This window comes from Micromonospora siamensis, from assembly GCF_900090305.1.
GTDB lineage: Bacteria > Actinomycetota > Actinomycetes > Mycobacteriales > Micromonosporaceae > Micromonospora > Micromonospora siamensis.
Genome location: NZ_LT607751.1, coordinates 4323588 through 4340517, shown reverse-complemented (window position 1 = coordinate 4340517; position 16930 = coordinate 4323588). Strand labels below are relative to the sequence as shown.

The following is a 16930-nucleotide window of genomic DNA, read 5'->3' as shown; positions in this document are numbered from 1 at the left end:
CATGGCCACCGAGATCAACTACGACGGGCTCACCGTCGGCCAGCTCTACGAGACCTTCACCAAGGCCGGGATCGACAAGTCGGAGGCCAGCGTCCTGGTCTCCTCCTGGATCTACGAGAACGTCGGCAGCGCGAAGCGGGTCTTCAACTACGCCGAGCCGTTCCCCGCCGTCGAACCGGGTTGCGCCCCGCCACCGTTCGCCCGCACCTTCGCCCACGCCGACTGGGTCGACGGCGAGGACGTGGTGCAGGCCGGCCAGACCACCGGGGAGCTGGGCTTCAACGAGCGGTTCCACCGCATCGAGCACGACCTCGACCACCTCGGCACCGACCTGGCCAAGGCGTTCTCCTGCCTGGCGGCGATGCGGGCCAGCCTGCGCAAGCTGCTCGACGAGATCCGCGCCGAACTCAACCGGCTCAACAGTTCCGTGCACGACTCCGGCACGATCACCGGCGGACCGCTGGTGGTCGACAAGTACCCGAACTATCCCCTCGCCGCCCTCGACTTCGGCCGGTACATGGGCACCACCATGTTCCTCGACAAGAAGGTCAGCGTCTGGCAGACCAAGCAGGGCACCATCGTCCTGCCCGCGGTGGAGACCGTCGGGGTGGACGCGGTCGCCGGCACCAAGCTGCGCGGCGCCGGGCAGATCAGCCGCTACGTGCACGAGAACCGCGATCCTCGGGAACGTTTCCCGCAGCAGGTGCGGCTCGACGAGTTCGTCCGGATCTTCGGCGAGGAGGAGTTGGCCGACGGGCGCAGCGTCCGCGACGTGCTCAAGGCGCTGCCCGCCGACGGGGTCTACGAGAGCCTCGACGCGATGGTCGTGGAGCTGGGCGAGCGGGAGGCGGCGATGGTGCGGACCACCACCGGCGCGCCGGCCGCGGTGGCCGCCGCGCTGGGCGTCGACACCGCCCTGCAGAGCGTCGCCGAGGGCGACGTGGCCACCCTCACCGCCGTACCGACCCGGGCCCGGGCGGCCCTGGCCAAGTCGGGGGTGAACACCATCGGCCAGCTGGCGGAGCTGCCCGCGGAACGGCTGGTCTCGATCATGAAGGAGAACCAGGTCGGCGCGAGCATGGGCGACGCGGCGGAGTGGACGGCGTACGCGCAGACGTTGACCCGGCTGCGTTGATTGCCTCGGCGCGGCGGGCGGTCCGCCGCGCTGAACGGACGGGCCGCGCCGCCGTTCGGGCCGCTCCGTCGTCATGGTCGCGACACTGCGTTGACGGGGCGCCGGACCGGCGCGGAACGTGGGAGGCCCGAGGCGGGATCTCCGAAGGGCACACCCGATGGTTCCGACGCAACGTGTCCCGTACACCCTGCGGTTGCTGGGCGGGTTCGCCCTCGACCGCGACGGCCGCTCACTGCCCACCCCGCACAGCGTCCGCCGACTGCTCGCCCTGCTCGCCGTCCACCCGCAACGTGCCCGGGCCGAGGCGGCCGGTCTGCTCTGGCCCGACTCCGGCGAGGAGCGCGCCCGGGCCAACCTGCGCACCACGCTGTGGCGGGCGCACCGGCTGGCCCCCGTGCCGCTGGTCACCGGCGAGGAGCGGCTCGCCCTCTCCGACGCCGTGAGCACCGATGTCGCGACGCTGGCGGCCACCGCCGACCGGCTCGCCCACGACGCCGCCGGACCGGTGCGCGCCGGCGACATCCTCGGCGGCGAACTGCTCCCCGGCTGGTACGACGACTGGGTGCTCGCCGAGCGGGAACGGCTGCGCCACCTGCGGCTGTCCGCCCTGGAGGCGCTGGCCGCCCGGTTGACCACCGAGGGCCGGGTCGGCGAGGCGATCCAGGTGGCGCTCACCGCCGTGCACCTGGAGCCGCTGCGGGAGAGCGCCACCCGGGCGCTGATCGTGGCGCACCTGGCCGAGCACAACTACAGCGAGGCGGTGCGCCGGTTGGCGGTGTTCCGCGCCACCCTGGACCGCGAACTCGGGGTGCGCCCCACCGCGGAGTTGGAAGGGCTGGTCCGCGCCGAGGCCCTCCTCCCCGGCTAGGCCGCCGCCGGGACGCGGCGGTCAGTGGGCGAAGGCGGTGAGGAAGCGGTCCCGGAAGGAGTCCATCGGCCACACCGGCGCGTCCGGGCCCGGGCGCAGCCCGTCCTGCCAGCCCCAACCGGCGATCCGGGCCAGCACCGCCGGGTCCCGGGCCACCACGGTCACCGGCACGTCCCGGCTGGCCCCGGGGCCGGTGACGATCGGGGCGGGCTGGTGGTCGCCGAGGAAGACCAGGACCAGGTCGTCGTCGCCGTAGCGCTCCAGCCACGAGACCAGCGTGCCGACCGAGTACCGGATCGACCGGCCGTACGCCGCGCGTACCCGGGCCGGGTCCTGCCAGACCGCGTCGGGGGACTCGCCGCGCTCCGGCATCCCGGCGTACGCCCCAGCGTCACCGGCCCGGTCCCAGCCGACCGGTTCGGGCAGCGGCGCCCACGGGGTGTGGCTGGACACCAGCGGGATCTCGGCCATCAGCGGGGCGTGCCCGGGCCGGCCCCGCTCCAGGCGCTGGAAGGTGGCCAGCGTGTACTGGTCGGGCATCGGCGCGTAGCTGAACTTCGGCCCCCGGTAGGCCAGCCTCGCCGCGTCGTAGTAGCGGTCGTAGGTGTAGAAACGCGCCTCCGGCCAGGGCTGGGTGGCGGCGGGCAGCACCCCGACGGTCTGCCAGCCGGCCCGGCGGAACGCCCCGTTGAGGGTGAGCCGGTCGCTGGCCAGCAGGTCGGTGTGCCGCCGCTCGTTGTCGACCCGCAGTCCGGACAGCAGCGTCGCGTGGGCCAGCCAGCTGCCGCCGCCGGCCGTCGGCGAGGTGAGGTACGCGCTGCGCGCGGTGAAGCCGGCCGCCCGCAGCCGCCGGGTGCCGTCGTCGAGCACCGCGGTGACGCCGGGGGAGATGGCCGGGTCCTCGACCGCCACCCGCCCGTAGCTCTCCACGAAGGAGACCACCACGTCCTTGCCGCGCAGCCCGCCGAGCAGCCGGTCGCCGGGGGTGTCGGCGAAGGCGTCCACGCCGATCCGGGTGGCGAAGGTGTCCCGGTCGCGCAGGCCCGCGCGTACCTGGGCGACGTGGTCCCGCACGAGTGCGCTGGCGCTGGCGTCGGCGACCGGTCCGCCCGGGGCGGTCCGCACCCCGAGCAGCGCGCACAGCGTCCAGGCGACGGTCAGCGCCGCCACCACCCGGGTGGTGGCGGCGCGGTGCCGGCGGGCCGACCGGCCCAGCCGCAGCACCGACCGGGCGGTCGCCACCACCAGCCCGGCGGTGAGCAGCACCGTGAGGACGGCGACGGCCCAGGCGCCCACGGACCCGATCGAGTCGGCGAGGAAGCTCAGCCCGTCGTCCAGCATCGTCCAGTCCTGCAGCAGGTCGAACGGCCGGTCCCGGGCCTCGAAGAAGCCCATGTCGAGCAGCTTCAACACCGCCAGCAGGCCGAGCGCGGCGCCGGCCGACGCCGCCACCACCCGGCCGGCCCGCCAGGGCAGGGCGAGCAGCAGCGCCGCGATCAGCAGCGCCTCGACGGGGATCCGGACGAACGCGCTCGCGTCGAGCCCGCCCAGCCGGTCGGGCGCGGCGAGCGCCGCCAGCACCAGCAGCGCCGCCAGCCCGGTGGCGACCACGGCGGCCGGCCGCGAGCGCCGACCTGGGTCGGTCTGCGGTGCCGCGCCGTCCGGCTGGTCGGCCGGTTCCGCTGCGGCGGGGGTACGGGATGTCGTGTCGGTCCGCACGGGGTCTCTCCTGCTCGACGGGGGTACGGGGTCAGGCCGCCTGGCGAGCGGCGGGCCGAGCCTGGGCCGGATGGGGAAGGACGCCCACCGGTTCCCCGCGCGGGTGACCGATGGCGGGCGGCGTACCGGCCGCCGCGGCGCTCCGCGCACCGGCCTGCCGGGCGGCGGCCGGGCGGTGCCGCCACAGCCACCACACGTCCCGGCCGAACGACTCGACCAGCAGCGCCAGCGCCACCGCGACCAGCGCCACCGACAGGGCCGCGGGCAGCAGCCCGGCGGCCACCACCGCCAGCGCGACCCCCTGCACGGCGGCCACCACCTTGCGCCACCACCGGGGCGGCAGCGTGCCGTGCAGCCAGGGCAGCGGCCGGCTCGCCGCGACGAAGGCGTACCGCATGGCGCCGACGGCCAGCGCCCAACCGCCGACCGCCGGCGCGACGTACGCGCTGAGCACCAGGATCAGGAAGGCGTCGACCTCCATGTCGAACCGCGCCCCGAACGCGCTGGTCGTGCCGGTGCGCCGGGCCACCTGTCCGTCGAGCCAGTCCAGCGCGAGCGCCACCGCCGTCAGCGCCGCCAGCACGGCCACCGGGGTGGGGCTGGTGACGGAGTCGGCGACCAGCGCGGTCACCCCGCCGACGAGGACCGCCCGGGTCAGCGTCACCCGGTCGGCGGGGCGCAGGCCCACCGCGCCCGAGCGGCGTAGCCCGTGCCGCAGCAGCGCGTACTGCGCCACCCCGTGGGCGAACCCGACCAGGCAGCCGGCGACGCCGAGGCCGACCGTGGCGGCGAGCGCCGCCAGCAGGGCGACCTGACAGACCAACCCGGCGAGCGGACCGTTTCGAACCGTGCGCACCGTTCCTCCGTGTCTATGATCGACAAGCCCTGACCATCAACACGGATGACGTGACCGATCGGTTCGGTCCCGGCCCACGCTCGTGCGGCGGGACGACGGCGGGAGGAGCGAGGCGGTGACCCGACAGGCCCGCGCCTGCTGGCTGCGGTCGCCCGGTGTGGCGGAGCTCCGCCCGGCGCCGCTGCCCGAGCCCGGTGAAGACGAGGTGCTGGTCCGGACCCGGTTCACCGGGGTCAGTCGGGGCACCGAGACGCTGGTCTTCGCCGGCCGGGTCCCACCCGGCCAGTACGCGGCCATGCGCGCCCCCTTCCAGGAGGGCGACTTCCCGGCCCCGGTGAAGTACGGCTACCTCAACGTCGGGGTGGTCGAGGCCGGCCCGGAGCGGCTGCGCGGGCGGACCGTGTTCTGCCTCTACCCGCACCAGAGCGCCTACGTGGTGCCGGTCGACGCGGTGACCCCGGTGCCGGACGGGGTGCCGGCGCGGCGGGCGGTGCTGGCCGGCACCGTGGAGACGGCGGTGAACGCGCTCTGGGACGCCCCGCCGCTGGTCGGCGACCGGGTCACCGTGATCGGCGCCGGGATGGTCGGCTGCACGGTCGCCGCCCTGCTGGCCCGCTTCCCCGGGGTACGCGTGCAGCTGGTCGACACCGATCCCGCCCGGGCACAGGTCGCCGCCGCGCTCGGGGTGGACTTCGCCGCCCCGGAGCGGGCTGCCGGTGGGCGGGACCTGGTGGTGCACGCCAGCGCCAGCTCCGCCGGGCTGCAACGCGCCCTGGACCTGCTCGCGCCGGAGGGGACGGTGCTGGAGCTGAGCTGGTACGGCGACCGCCCGGTGCAGGTGTCGCTGGGCGGGGCGTTCCACTCCGGCCGGCTCACCGTGCGCAGCAGCCAGGTGGGCACGGTGGCGCCGGCCCGGCGGGCGTCCCGCTCGTACGCCGACCGGCTGGCGCTGGCCCTGGAGCTGCTCGCCGACCCGGTCTTCGACGTCCTGCTCACCGGCTCCTCGCCCTTCGCCGAGCTGCCCGACGTGCTCACCCGGCTCACCGCGGGCAGCCTGCCCGCGCTCTGCCACCTCATCACCTACGACGGAGAGTGACCCGTGTTCAGCGTGACCGTCCGGGACCACATCATGATCGCGCACAGCTTCCAGGGCGAGGTGTTCGGCCCGGCCCAGCGCCTGCACGGGGCGACCTTCGTCGTCGACGCCTCGTTCCGTCGTCCCGGCCTGGACGCGGACGGGATCGTCGTCGACATCGGCCTGGCCACCGAGCAGCTCAAGGCGGTCCTCGCCGAGCTGACCTACCGCAACCTCGACGAGGAACCGGCGTTCCACGGGGTGAACACCACCACCGAGGTGCTGTGCCGCACGATCGCCGACCGGCTCGCCGACCGGGTCCACGCCGGTGACCTCGGCCCCGGCGCCCGGGAGCTGACCGGGATCACCGTCACCCTGCACGAGTCGCACATCGCCTGGGCCAGCTACGAGCGGTCCCTCTGACGAATGCGGCTCGTGGACGTGGTGCTGCCGGCCGGGGTGGACGACCCGACCACCCCGAGCGGGGGCAACGCGTACGACCGGCGGGTCTGCCGGGGGCTCGCGGCGGCCGGCTGGTCGGTGCGCGAGCACCCGGTGCCCGGTGCCTGGCCGCACCCGACCCCGGCGGACCGGGCCGCGCTGGCCGGGGTGCTGACCGCCCTGCCCGACGGGGCGACCGTGCTGCTCGACGGCCTGGTCGCCTCGGTCGCGCCGGAGGTCCTGGCGCCGCAGGCCGGCCGGTTGCGGCTGGTGGTGCTGGTGCACATGGCGTTCGGCGACGACACCGAGGGCCGCGCCCTGGCGGCCGCCACGGCCGTGGTCACCACCAGCGACTGGACCCGCGACCTGCTCCACGACCGGTACGCGCTGCCCACCGGCCGGGTGCACGTGGCCCGGCCGGGCGTCGACCCGGCGCCGCTCGCGCCCGGCTCGCCGACCGGCTCCGCCCTGCTCTGCGTGGCCGCCGTCGCCCCGCACAAGGGGCACGACGTGCTGGTGGAGGCGCTGACCGGGGTCACCGGGGCGCCGTGGAGCTGCGTCTGCGTCGGCGCGCTGACCCGGGCGCCGGAGTTCGTCGACCGGCTGCGGGGGCGGATCACCGCGGCCGGGCTGGCCGACCGGGTGCGGCTGGCCGGGCCGCTGACCGGTGCGGAGCTGGACGCCGCGTACGCCGCCGCGGACCTGCTGATTCTGCCCTCCCGGGGGGAGACGTACGGGATGGTGGTGACGGAGGCGCTGGCCCGGGGCGTACCGGTGCTGGCCAGCGACGTCGGCGGGCTGCCCGAGGCGCTGGGCCGGGCGCCGGACGGCCGCCTCCCGGGCGTGCTGGTGCCGCCGGGGGAGCCGGACGCGCTGGCCGGGGCGCTGCGGGACTGGCTCGGCGACGCCGGGCTGCGTGCCGCGCTGCGGGCGGCGGCCCGGGCGCGGCGGACCACCCTGACCGACTGGACGACCACCTCGGCGGCCCTGGCGGACGCCCTGACGAAGGCGGCGGCATGAGCGTCGACGATTCCATCCTGTTCGCGGAGTGGCTGCGGTTGCGGGAGGCCGCCGACGCCGCGGCCCGGGCGGCGGATCTGGTCGACGCGGTCCGGGCCCGTCCGGCCGGTCCCGGACCCCGGGTGGTGCACGACCTGGGCTGCGGCACCGGCTCGGTGGGCCGCTGGCTCGCCCCGCTGCTGCCCGGCGAACAGGAGTGGACCTTCCACGACCGGGACGAGGACCTGCTGGCCCGGGCGACCGCCGGCATGGCAGGGGTACGCGCCGCCGACGGCGCCCCGGTGACCGTACGGACCCGCCGTGGCGACCTGACCGGGCTGACCGCCGCCGACCTCGCCGGCGCGAGCCTGGTCACCGCGTCCGCGCTGCTGGACATGCTCACGGTGCAGGAGCTGGACCGGATGGTCGCCGCCTGCGCCGTGGCGGGCTGCCCCGCGCTGCTGATGATCTCGGTGACCGGCGTGGTGGCGTTCACCCCGGCCGAACCCCTGGACGCCGAGTTCGCCGCCGCCTTCAACGACCACCAGCGGCGCACGGTCGACGGTCGTGGCCTGCTCGGCCCGGACGCCGTGGACGCGTGCGTCGCGGCCTTCGGCCGGCACGGGGTGCCGGTGCGCCGCCGGCCCAGCCCGTGGCGGCTGGGCCCGGAGCAGTCCGACCTCACCGTCGCCTGGCTGACCGGGTGGGTGGCCGCGGCCTGCGAGCAGCGGCCGGAGCTGGCCGGCGAGGCCGAGGCGTACCTGCGCCGGCGGCTGGACCAGGCGGCGGCCGGCGAGCTACGGGTGGAACTCGGGCACGACGACCTTCTCGCCGGCGTGGACTGAACCGATCGGATCCCCGGCGCGTATGCAAGGGTGACGGCACGGCTGGGAGGCACATGGAGGCGATCTGCCACGCGCCGGTGGCGCCCGCCCCGCCGGCGGTGCTCCCGCCCGTCCCGACGGCGCCGCTCACCGCGTTGCGCGGTCCGGCGGCCCGGGTGCTGCTCGGGGTCGGCCTGCTCGCCCTGCTGGTGTGGGGCGTCGGCGTCGGGCCGTTCCTGCACGGCCTGCGGCTGATCGACGCCCCGGCGGTGGGCGTCGCGCTCGGCGTCGGGCTGCTCACCACGCTCTGCTGCGCCTGGCGCTGGCGGCTGGTCGCCGAGGGGCTCGGGGTCGGGCTGCCGCTGCGTACCGCCGTCGCGCACTGCTACCGGGCGGTCTTCCTCAACGCCACCCTGCCCGGCGGGGTGCTCGGCGACGTCGACCGGGCCGTGCGCAGCGGCCACGACGCCGGGGACGTGGCCCGGGGGGTGCGGGCGGTGGTCTGGGAGCGGACGGCCGGCCAGGTGGTGCAGGTGGGACTGGCGGCGGTGCTGCTGCTGGCGTTCCCCTCGCCGGTCCGGCCGCTGCTGCCGCTGGTGCTCGGTGTGCTCGTGGCGGTCCTGCTCGGCGCGGTCCTGCTGGCCCGGCGCGCGCCCGGCGGGGCGCCGGCCCGCTGGGCCCGACCGCTGCGGGTCGCCGCCGCCGACCTGCGGGCCGGGCTGCTCGCCCCGCGTACCCGGGCCGGGGTGGTGCTCGCCTCGGTCGGCGCGGTCGCCGGGCACCTGGCCACCTTCGTGGTCGCGGCCCGCACCGCCGGCGCCACCGCCCCGATCTCCGAGCTGCTGCCACTCACCCTGCTCGCGCTGCTGGCGATGGGGGTGCCGGCGAACGTGGGCGGCTTCGGGCCGCGCGAGGGGGTGGCCGCGTGGGCGTTCGGCGCGGCCGGCCTGGGCGCCGCCCAGGGGGTGGCCACCGCCACCGTGTACGGGGCGCTGGTGCTGGTCGGCAGCCTGCCCGGCGCGGTGGTGCTGGTGGCCCGGTGGTGGCCCGGTCGGGCCGGGGCCCGGCACGGGGCCACGATCGGTGGTTGAGTGTCCCTGTGAGCCCGTGCCGTCGTGGGACCGGCGGCGCCGTACGGAGGAGAGCCATGGACGAGACGCTGCCCGCCGCCACGATCCGTACCCAGGTCACCGTGCCGTTGCGCTTTCCCGACGGTTACGAGACCACCGGCCGGGTGTTCACCTTCGACGGGCTGGTCGACGCCCGGGAGCACCTGGCGTTCGGGCTGGGGGACTGGCAGGCCACGCTCGAGCGGCAGGCCACGCCGCTGGTGCGGCCGCACAGCGAGTGCCTGACCGGTGACGTCTTCGGCAGCCAGCGCTGCGACTGCGGCCCGCAGCTGCGGGAGGCGGTCGAGCGGATCGCCGACGCCGGTGGTTTCCTGCTCTACCTGCGGCAGGAGGGGCGGGGCATCGGCCTCTACCCGAAGCTCGACGCGTACGCGTTGCAGGACGCCGGGCTGGACACCTACGAGGCGAACGTGGCCCTGGGGCACCGGGAGGACGAGCGGGACTACTCGGTGGCCGCGCAGATGCTCACCGCGCTGGGCGTACGCCGGGCGGCGCTGCTGACGAACAACCCGGACAAGGCCGACCAGCTGAGCCGGTACGGGGTGGCGGTGACCGAGCAGGTGGCGACCGGGGTGTACCTCTCCCCGGCCAACGCCGGCTACCTGGCCGCCAAGGCCAGCCGGGGCGCGCACGTCGCCGACCTGCCGATCGTCGGCTGAGCGGTGGCACCCGTGCCGGGGCGGCGCCCCTACGTGCTGCTCAGCTGTGCCATGTCGATCGACGGTTACATCGACGACGCGACCGACGAGCGGTTGATGCTCTCCAACGACTCCGACCTGGACCGGGTCGACGCGGTCCGGGCCGCGGCCGACGCGATCCTGGTGGGGGCGGTCACCGTCCGCCGGGACGACCCGCGGCTGCTGGTCCGCTCGCCCCGGCACCGGGAGCGCCGGGCCGCGCGGGGCCTGCCCCCGTCTCCGGTCAAGGTGACCGTGACCGGCAGCGGCGACCTGGACCCGGCCGCCCGGTTCTTCACCGTCGGCGACGCCGACAAGATCGTCTACTGCGCCACGGCGGTGCTGGAGAAGACCCGCGAGCGGCTGGGGCACCTGGCCGCGGTGGTCGACGGGGGTGACCCGATCGACCCGCACCGGGTGCTGGCCGACCTGGCCGAGCGGGGGATCGGCCGGCTGATGGTGGAGGGCGGCGCGTCGGTGCACGCCCAGTTCCTCGCCGCGGAACTCGCCGACGAGCTGCACCTGGTGCTCGCGCCCTTCTTCGTGGGGGACGGCCGGGCGCCCCGGTTCGTCGGCGACGGGCGGTTCCCGTGGCATCCGGGCCGGCGGGCCCGGGTGGTGGAGGTACGCCAGATCGACGACGTGGTGCTGGTGCGGTACGCCCTGTCGCCGCGCTGCGACGCCGACTGAGTCGGGTGGCTCACCGGGCCGGTTCGGGCGTCTCCGACCGGGTCCGCTCGGCCGGCGTCTCCGACCGATCCTGCTCGGGCTTCTCCGACCGGACCGGGCAGATCTCCAGGGTCGGCGCGTCGGTGGTGGGCAGGCCCAGCGCCTCGTCCACCCGGTCCAGCACGGCGGCGTCCTCGCCGAGGGTGCCGCGCATCAGGTCGACCGCGGTGGCCCGGATCTGGCCGATGATCATGATCAGCGGCAGCGGCGGGTCGCTCTCCAGCATCCGTGCGGCGATCCGGACCGCCTCCAGCGCCGCCTCGTCGGCCCGGCGGGCGTGCCGCTCGGCCTCGTCGGTGCCGGCCAGGCCAGTGGCGGTCGCCTCCCCGGCGGCGGTGACCGCCCGGACCAGCGCCCGCAGCGCGGCGCTCAACTCCGGCGGCGGGGCCGTGTGCCGCCGGGCCAGCGTGGAGCCGGCCCGGGCCAGCACCCGGATGTTGCGGGCGGCGAAGTCCAGCTGGCGGACGGTCGCCTGTGCCTGGTTCAAGCGTTCCAGCCGCCGCCCGGGGCGCAGTCCCAGCCTCAGCGTCTCGGTGCAGGCCTCAACCGCCTGGTCCAGCCGCTCGACGCAGCCGTCGACCTGCCGGGCCCGGTCCAGGGCCACCCGGGCCGCCGGCTCGTCGCAGCCGGACAGCGCCGCGTCGATGTCCCCGAGCACGTCGGCCAGGTCGGAGAAGGTCCGGCGGGCCTCGGCGACCAGCGGGGTGAGCGGGTCGCGGGTCGCCACCAGCCGACCCACGACGAGCGCCACCGCCCCGCCGATCAGCGCGTCGAGGAAGCGCAGCGGCATGAAGGTGCCCTTCGGCGCGGCGACCGTCACCAGGTAGAGCGCCGAGACGGCGGCCTGCACGGTCAGGGTGCCGCTCGCGCCCAGCAGCACCATCAGACCGATGGTGGCCAGCAGCACCAGGAAGATCGTGGTGTAGCCGGGGCCCAGCGCGTGCACCAGCAATTCGGCGACGAGCACCCCGGCGGCGACCCCGAGCACGATCTCGATGGTCTGCCGGATCCGCCGGCCGCGGGCCTCACCGACCACCACCAGGGCGGCGCTGGGGGCGAAGAAGGGATCGGGGTGCCCGATCACCCGCGCCGCGATCACCCACGCGATCGTGGCCGCCACCGTCGCCTCGACGATCGGTCGCCAGTTGTCCCGCAGTCGTTTCCACCCGGACCGCCACCACCCTCGCACCGCCTGGCCCCCTGCCGTTCTGGCGTCCCGGGCGGCGCGTACCGGTGCGCGCCGCCGCCGGGTCCGCGGGCTGGGTCGTACCCAGGTCCGGTGGTGTCGTAAACGGACAGCGTGACGGGCGGTCGGTCCGCGCGGTCCTGGTGGGTCGGCCGCCGCCCGGGTCCGCACCGGACAGGGTTCGGCTGTTCGGGTGGCCGGGGAGGGCCGAAGGTTCACTGTTGACCTACAGATCGATACATGTCAGTGTTTGCTTCGCGTCACCCCTACCCCGCCCCGAGGAGCCCCATGAGACGCACGACGTTGACCGCGGGTATCGCGCTCGCCCTCGTCACCGCCACCACCACGGTGACCCTGGCCGCGCCGCACGCCTCCGCAACCGCACCGTCGAGAACGGTCACCGGCGCCGCACCGGTCGCCGCTCTCGCCGCCCCGGACGTCTCGGTCACCAACGTCCAGGCCCACCTGACCCAGCTCAACACCATCGCCACCAACAACGGGGGCACCCGGCGGGCCGGCTCGGCCGGCTACACCGCCTCCGTGGCGTACGTGAAGGGCAAGCTCCAGGCCGCCGGCTACACGGTCACCGAGCAGACCTGCACCACCTGCACCTACCCGGGCAACAACCTGATCGCCGAGTGGCCGCAGGGCCCGACCAACCAGGTTCAGATGTTCGGCGCCCACCTGGACAGCGTCTCCGCCGGCCCGGGCATCAACGACAACGGCTCCGGCTCGGCGACCCTGCTGGAGAACGCGCTGGTGCTGGCCGCCCAGAACCCGACCATGACCCAGCGGGTCCGGTTCGCCTGGTGGAACGGCGAGGAGCAGGGCCTGCAGGGCTCGAAGTTCTACGTCAACTCGCTCAGCGCCACCCAGAAGAGCTACATCAAGGGCTACTACAACTTCGACATGGTCGGGTCGCCCAACGGTGGGTACTTCATCAACCGGATCACCTCCACCACGGCGGCGCCGCTGAAGGCGTACTGGGACTCGTTCGGCATCCAGCCGGAGGAGAACGTCGAGGGGCAGGGCCGCTCGGACGACTACTCGTTCGCCAACGCCGGCATCCCCACCTCCGGGTACGCCGCCGGGGCCAGCGCCACCAAGACCTCCGCCCAGGCCAGCAAGTGGGGCGGCACCGCCGGTGCGGCGTACGACGGGTGCTACCACCGCTCCTGCGACACCACCGCCAACATCAACTCGACGATCCTGAACCGCAGCGCCGACGGTGTCGCGTACGCGATCTGGCAGCTCGCCGTCGGCTCCGGCACCCCGACCAACGACTTCTCGGTGGCGGTCTCCCCGACCTCCGGCAGCGTCGCCCGGGGCGCCTCGACCACCGCCACGGTGAGCACGGCCACCACCAGCGGCAGCGCCCAGACCGTCGCCCTGTCGGCGACCGGCGCCCCGAGCGGGGTGACGGTGTCGTTCAGCCCGTCGTCGGTGACCTCGGGCGGCTCGGCGACGATGACCGTCAGCGCCTCGTCGACCGCCACCACCGGCACGTTCACCATCACGGTCACCGGCACCGGCTCGGTCAGCCGGACCGCCAGCTACAGCCTCACCGTCAGCGGCACCGGTGGCTGCGCCGGGGGCCAGGTGGTCGGCAACGGCGGCTTCGAGTCCGGCAGCGCGCCGTGGACCGCCACGTCGGGCGTGATCACCAGCTCCTCCAGCCAGCCGGCCCGGACGGGCTCCTACAAGGCATGGCTGGACGGGTACGGCTCGTCGCACACCGACACGCTGTCCCAGTCGGTGACGATCCCGGCCGGCTGCTCGACCTACACCCTGGCGTTCTACCTGCACATCGACACCGCCGAGACGACCAGCTCGACGGCGTACGACAAGCTGACCGTGCAGCTGGGCACCACCACCCTGGCGACGTACTCGAACCTCAACTCCGCCAGCGGTTACGTGCTCAGGACCTTCAACGCCGCCGCGTACGCCGGCCAGACCGTCACCCTGAAGTTCACCGGGGTGGAGGACGCCTCCCTGCAGACCAGCTTCGTCATCGACGACGTCACCCTGCAGGCGAGCTGACCCGCTGACCCGGAGGGGACGGACCGGACCGGTCCGTCCCCTCCGGACGGTCGGACATCGATTGTCGTACCCCTGGTGCAGCATGGCGGCATGGTTGCCTCCGCCCCGCTGCACCACTCCGACCAGCCTCGCTCCGTGCCGCTGCGCGAGGCCCGCACCCGACTCACCCAGCTCGTCTCCCTCGCCGAGCTGACCGACACCGTCACGGTGCTCACCCGCGACGGCGACCACCGGCCGGTCGCCGCGATCGTGCCGGCCGCCGGCGCCCGCAGCGGCGCGCAGGCCCGCGCGGACGCCGACCGGGTGGCCGCGGTCACCGCCGGCTGGGCCCGCCGCCTCGACGAGGCACACCGACAGAGCAGCCGCCGGCACGCCGCCGAGTTGCGCGCGGTGACCGCCGCGCTGGCCGAGGCGTGGGCGGAGCTGGACCGGCGGGCCCGCCCGGGCGGCGATCCGGCGCTGGCCCGGCTGCGCGCCGCGCACGCCGACCTGATCCGCGAGCTCACCAGCGACGCCGCCTGAGGGTCCGGCTGCCTCAGCCGAGCCGGTCCAGGTCCGCCACCGTGAGCCGCAGCGCCCCTGCGGCGATGTTCTGCTCCAGGTGGGCAGGGTCGCCGGTGCCCGGGATGGCCAGCACGTGCGGCCCTCGGTGCAGCGTCCAGGCCAGCCGAACCTGGGCGGGCGTCACACCGTGCTCCCGGGCGACCGCCGCCACGGTCGGGTCCTCCGCGACACCGCCCGCCTCGCGTCCGGCGCCGGTGATGGCGAAGAACGGCACGAAGGCGATGCCCAGCTCGGCGCAGCGGCGCAGCAGCACCTCGGAACGGCGCAGGTGCAGGCCGTACTGGTTCTGCACGCAGACCACCGGGGCGATCGCCCGGGCCTGGTCGAGGTGTTCCGGCCGGATGTTGGACAGGCCGAGGTGCCGGATCAGCCCGGCCTCGCGCAGCTCGGCCAGGGCACCGAAGTGCTCCGCGACCGACTCCAGGCCGGCCTGCCGCAGGTTCACCACGTCCAGGTGGTCCCGGCCTAGCTGACGCAGGTTCTCCTCCACCTGGCCGCGCAGCTGGTCCGGCCGGCACAGCGGCAGCCACTCGCCGGAGGGGTCCCGGCCGGGACCGACCTTGGCGCTGATCACCAGGTCGTCCGGGTACGGCGCGAGGGCCCGGTTGATCAGTTCGTTGGCCGAGCGCAGCGGCGAGAAGTAGAACGCGGCGGTGTCGACGTGGTTCACCCCGAGCTCCCGGGCCCGGCGCAGCACGGCGACCGCCCGGTCCCGGTCGCTGGGGGAGCCGTCGGCGGTGGCGGTGACCCGCATCGCGCCGAAGCCGATCCGTCGTACGGTCAGGTCGCCGAGGGTCCATTCGCCCGCGGCTGCGGCGGGGCTGTCGATTGTGGGCATCGGGCGACCGTAGGCCACCTGGCCCTGGTGGCGCACTCGGTCGGGCACCCGATGGTGCGGACGCCCGGTCGCTGATAGTTTTCTATCGTCGGGATGAGCCCTCGGCCACCGCCGGCCAGTTCCGCAGCAGGGCGTCGAGGGCGTCCAGCGAGCGTTGCCAGGACTGCTGACTGTCCGGGGCGCTGTGCCCGAAGCCGCCGGCGGTTTCCAGGTCGACGAAGCCGTGGAAGAAGCCGCCGAGCAGCCGCACGGCGTGGGTCTGGTCCTCCTCGCCCAGGTGGTAACCGCGCAGGATCGCCCGGGTCAGCCGGCTGTGTCGCGCGCCGGCGCTGGCCGCGGCGGTCTGCGGATCCAGGCGGAAGCGGGCCGCCGCGTAGCGGCCGGGATGCTGTCGGGCGTAGTCCCGGTAGACGTTCCCGAGGGCGATCAGGGCGTCCCGGCCGGCCCGCCCGGCCACCGCGTCGGCCGCCCGGTCGGCGAGCTCCTCGATAGCGAGCAGCGCGATCCGGATCTTCAGGTCGCGCGAGCTGGACAGGTGCGAATACAGGCTGGGGACGCTGACGCCGCACCGCCGTGCCAGCTCCGAGACGGTCACCTGGTCGAACCCCACCTCGTCGGCCAGTTCCGCGCCGGCCCGGGTGAGGCTCGCCGTGGTCAGTCCCGCGCGCGCCATGTCACTCCTCCGATCGGCATAACCCATTATGCATTTGCCTAAGACCTTTAGGCAAACTACCGTCGCCTTTCATGGAACCCCTGACCGAGCCCGAGATTCGCGCCGCGTTCGTCAACTGCACCAAGGGCGAGGCCAAGCGGCTGGCCGTACCCCGCGACCTGGCCCAGCGGCCCTGGGCGGACCTGGACTTCCTCGGTTGGCGGGACCAGCAGGCCCCCGACCGGGCCTACCTGGTCGTGCGGGTGGCCGACGTGCCCCGGGGGGTGGCCCTGCGCTCGCCCCGACCGGTACCCGGGCAGGTGCGCCGGGGAATGTGCTCGATGTGCCTGACCACGCACTCCGGCGGCGTACCGCTGATGGTGGCGCGCAAGGCGGGCAGCGCCGGCCAGCAGGGCAACTCGGTGGGCACCTACATCTGCGCCGACCTCGCCTGCTCGCTCTACGTACGCGGGAAGAGGGACGCGGGCGCGGGGGCGCGGTTCGCCGAGTCCCTCACCGTGGCGGAGAAGGCCGAGCGGACGGTCGCCAACGTCACCGCGTTCCTCGCCCGGGTGACGGACTGAGCGACCCGGGGGCCGGCAGGGGCTTGCTATGCAACGAGTTGCATAGCAGGATGGCCGGCATGTCGTTGGAGCACGCCATCCTGGTCTCGCTGCTGGAGCAGCCCGCCTCCGGCTACGAGCTGGCCCGGCGCTTCGACCGCTCGATCGGCCGGTTCTGGACCGCCACCCACCAGCAGATCTACCGCGTGCTCCGGCGGATGGAGGCGGACGCCTGGATCGTGGCCGAGCAGGTCGGCCAGGCCGGAGTGCCCGACAAGAAGGTCTGGTCGGCCACCGCCGCCGGGCGGGCCACGCTGGTCACCTGGCTGCGGGCACCCGTCGAACCGGAGGCCGTCCGGCACGAGCTCGCCGTGAAGATCCGCGGGGCGGCGTTCGACGACCCCGAGGGCCGGGCCGCGCTGCGCGCCGAGGTCGAGCGCTACCGCGCCGACCACGAGGCCGTCCTCGCCGGCTACCTGGCCGGCGAGCGCCGCGACTTCCCCGAGGGCGCCACCGCCGACGCCCGCTCCGCGCTGCAACACGTGGTGCTGCGCGGCGGCATCGCGTACGAGCGGATGGTCCTGGCCTGGCTCGACGACGTCCTGGCCACCCTGCACGACCTCGACCGCTGACC

At 75.1% G+C, this 16930-nt stretch carries 18 protein-coding genes; 13 read left to right on the top strand and 5 right to left on the bottom strand.

Annotated elements, in window-relative coordinates; genetic code table 11:
* The first annotated feature begins 1 nt into the window (after position 1).
* Both GA0074704_RS20080 and GA0074704_RS20075 read left to right on the top strand, forming a co-directional pair.
* Entirely contained in the window at positions 2-1135 is a 1134-nt protein-coding gene (locus GA0074704_RS20080; protein WP_088971925.1) for a hypothetical protein, read from the top strand.
* A 157-nt stretch (positions 1136-1292) separates the two neighbouring features.
* Positions 1293-2003: an AfsR/SARP family transcriptional regulator gene (locus GA0074704_RS20075; RefSeq protein ID WP_088971924.1), complete on the top strand. Its 711-nt coding sequence runs from the start codon at positions 1293-1295 to the stop codon at positions 2001-2003.
* Between the two features lie 21 nt (positions 2004-2024).
* Here the strand turns inward: GA0074704_RS20075 and GA0074704_RS20070 are convergent, their stop codons facing one another.
* Complete coding sequence (locus tag GA0074704_RS20070) at positions 2025-3722, bottom strand: sulfatase-like hydrolase/transferase (protein WP_157743733.1); 1698 nt, start codon at positions 3720-3722, stop codon at positions 2025-2027.
* Between the two features lie 31 nt (positions 3723-3753).
* A complete protein-coding gene (locus GA0074704_RS20065; protein ID WP_088971922.1) occupies positions 3754-4578 on the bottom strand; it encodes a CDP-alcohol phosphatidyltransferase family protein in 825 nt (274 codons plus the stop codon).
* 115 nt (positions 4579-4693) lie between these two features.
* Here GA0074704_RS20065 and GA0074704_RS20060 point away from each other — a divergent pair, with 115 nt between their 5' ends.
* Genes GA0074704_RS20060 through GA0074704_RS20030 form a run of 7 tightly spaced genes read left to right on the top strand, consistent with a single transcriptional unit; the run spans position 4694 to position 10414 of the window.
* Positions 4694-5674: a zinc-dependent alcohol dehydrogenase gene (locus GA0074704_RS20060; RefSeq protein ID WP_088973835.1), complete on the top strand. Its 981-nt coding sequence runs from the start codon at positions 4694-4696 to the stop codon at positions 5672-5674.
* 3 nt (positions 5675-5677) lie between these two features.
* The gene (locus GA0074704_RS20055) at positions 5678-6076 is read left to right on the top strand and encodes a 6-pyruvoyl trahydropterin synthase family protein (protein ID WP_088971921.1); all 399 of its coding nucleotides are present in this window, start codon (positions 5678-5680) and stop codon (positions 6074-6076) included.
* Positions 6077-6079: 3 nt separating this feature from the next.
* Positions 6080-7114 (top strand): glycosyltransferase family 4 protein, encoded by a 1035-nt coding sequence (locus GA0074704_RS20050; RefSeq protein WP_088971920.1) that lies wholly within the window; start codon positions 6080-6082, stop codon positions 7112-7114.
* On the top strand, positions 7111-7938 hold the full coding sequence (locus GA0074704_RS20045) for a class I SAM-dependent methyltransferase (protein WP_088971919.1): 828 nt from the start codon (positions 7111-7113) through the stop codon (positions 7936-7938). Before GA0074704_RS20050 ends, GA0074704_RS20045 begins: the two co-directional genes overlap by 4 nt.
* Positions 7939-7991: 53 nt before the next feature.
* Positions 7992-9008: a lysylphosphatidylglycerol synthase transmembrane domain-containing protein gene (locus GA0074704_RS20040; protein WP_088971918.1), complete on the top strand. Its 1017-nt coding sequence runs from the start codon at positions 7992-7994 to the stop codon at positions 9006-9008.
* 56 nt (positions 9009-9064) lie between these two features.
* Positions 9065-9706, top strand: coding sequence for a GTP cyclohydrolase II (locus GA0074704_RS20035; protein ID WP_088971917.1), 642 nt, complete (start codon positions 9065-9067; stop codon positions 9704-9706).
* A 12-nt stretch (positions 9707-9718) separates the two neighbouring features.
* Positions 9719-10414 carry a RibD family protein gene (locus GA0074704_RS20030; RefSeq protein WP_269458927.1) on the top strand — a complete coding sequence of 232 codons (696 nt, stop codon included), beginning with the start codon at positions 9719-9721 and terminating at the stop codon, positions 10412-10414.
* A gap of 10 nt (positions 10415-10424) precedes the next feature.
* On the opposite strand, the gene GA0074704_RS20025 is transcribed toward GA0074704_RS20030, so the two are convergent.
* On the bottom strand, positions 10425-11642 hold the full coding sequence (locus GA0074704_RS20025) for an FUSC family protein (RefSeq protein WP_088971916.1): 1218 nt from the start codon (positions 11640-11642) through the stop codon (positions 10425-10427).
* A gap of 285 nt (positions 11643-11927) precedes the next feature.
* Here GA0074704_RS20025 and GA0074704_RS20020 point away from each other — a divergent pair, with 285 nt between their 5' ends.
* A complete protein-coding gene (locus GA0074704_RS20020) occupies positions 11928-13679 on the top strand; it encodes a M28 family peptidase (protein ID WP_088971915.1) in 1752 nt (583 codons plus the stop codon).
* A gap of 90 nt (positions 13680-13769) precedes the next feature.
* A complete protein-coding gene (locus GA0074704_RS20015) occupies positions 13770-14201 on the top strand; it encodes a type II toxin-antitoxin system Phd/YefM family antitoxin (protein WP_088971914.1) in 432 nt (143 codons plus the stop codon).
* A gap of 13 nt (positions 14202-14214) precedes the next feature.
* Here GA0074704_RS20015 and GA0074704_RS20010 read toward each other — a convergent pair whose 3' ends face one another.
* Both GA0074704_RS20010 and GA0074704_RS20005 read right to left on the bottom strand, forming a co-directional pair.
* A complete protein-coding gene (locus GA0074704_RS20010) occupies positions 14215-15081 on the bottom strand; it encodes an aldo/keto reductase (protein ID WP_088973833.1) in 867 nt (288 codons plus the stop codon).
* A gap of 82 nt (positions 15082-15163) precedes the next feature.
* Entirely contained in the window at positions 15164-15754 is a 591-nt protein-coding gene (locus GA0074704_RS20005; protein WP_088971913.1) for a TetR/AcrR family transcriptional regulator, read from the bottom strand.
* 71 nt (positions 15755-15825) lie between these two features.
* Between GA0074704_RS20005 and GA0074704_RS20000 the strand changes: the two genes are divergently transcribed.
* Positions 15826-16317 carry an FBP domain-containing protein gene (locus GA0074704_RS20000; protein ID WP_088971912.1) on the top strand — a complete coding sequence of 164 codons (492 nt, stop codon included), beginning with the start codon at positions 15826-15828 and terminating at the stop codon, positions 16315-16317.
* Positions 16318-16376: 59 nt separating this feature from the next.
* The gene (locus GA0074704_RS19995) at positions 16377-16928 is read left to right on the top strand and encodes a PadR family transcriptional regulator (RefSeq protein WP_088973832.1); all 552 of its coding nucleotides are present in this window, start codon (positions 16377-16379) and stop codon (positions 16926-16928) included.
* The last annotated feature ends 2 nt before the right edge of the window (positions 16929-16930 follow it).

What these genes read in the sequence shown, in the direction of transcription:
- GA0074704_RS20010 (WP_088973833.1), bottom strand. Translation starts at nt 15,081, where the DNA reads ATGCCCACAATCGACAGCCCCGCCGCAGCCGCGGGCGAATGGACCCTC.
- GA0074704_RS20000 (WP_088971912.1), top strand. Translation starts at nt 15,826, where the DNA reads ATGGAACCCCTGACCGAGCCCGAGATTCGCGCCGCGTTCGTCAACTGC.
- GA0074704_RS20040 (WP_088971918.1), top strand. Translation starts at nt 7,992, where the DNA reads ATGGAGGCGATCTGCCACGCGCCGGTGGCGCCCGCCCCGCCGGCGGTG.
- GA0074704_RS20080 (WP_088971925.1), top strand. Translation starts at nt 2, where the DNA reads ATGGCCACCGAGATCAACTACGACGGGCTCACCGTCGGCCAGCTCTAC.
- GA0074704_RS19995 (WP_088973832.1), top strand. Translation starts at nt 16,377, where the DNA reads ATGTCGTTGGAGCACGCCATCCTGGTCTCGCTGCTGGAGCAGCCCGCC.
- GA0074704_RS20045 (WP_088971919.1), top strand. Translation starts at nt 7,111, where the DNA reads ATGAGCGTCGACGATTCCATCCTGTTCGCGGAGTGGCTGCGGTTGCGG.
- GA0074704_RS20050 (WP_088971920.1), top strand. Translation starts at nt 6,080, where the DNA reads ATGCGGCTCGTGGACGTGGTGCTGCCGGCCGGGGTGGACGACCCGACC.
- GA0074704_RS20075 (WP_088971924.1), top strand. Translation starts at nt 1,293, where the DNA reads ATGGTTCCGACGCAACGTGTCCCGTACACCCTGCGGTTGCTGGGCGGG.
- GA0074704_RS20035 (WP_088971917.1), top strand. Translation starts at nt 9,065, where the DNA reads ATGGACGAGACGCTGCCCGCCGCCACGATCCGTACCCAGGTCACCGTG.
- GA0074704_RS20015 (WP_088971914.1), top strand. Translation starts at nt 13,770, where the DNA reads ATGGTTGCCTCCGCCCCGCTGCACCACTCCGACCAGCCTCGCTCCGTG.
- GA0074704_RS20005 (WP_088971913.1), bottom strand. Translation starts at nt 15,754, where the DNA reads ATGGCGCGCGCGGGACTGACCACGGCGAGCCTCACCCGGGCCGGCGCG.
- GA0074704_RS20020 (WP_088971915.1), top strand. Translation starts at nt 11,928, where the DNA reads ATGAGACGCACGACGTTGACCGCGGGTATCGCGCTCGCCCTCGTCACC.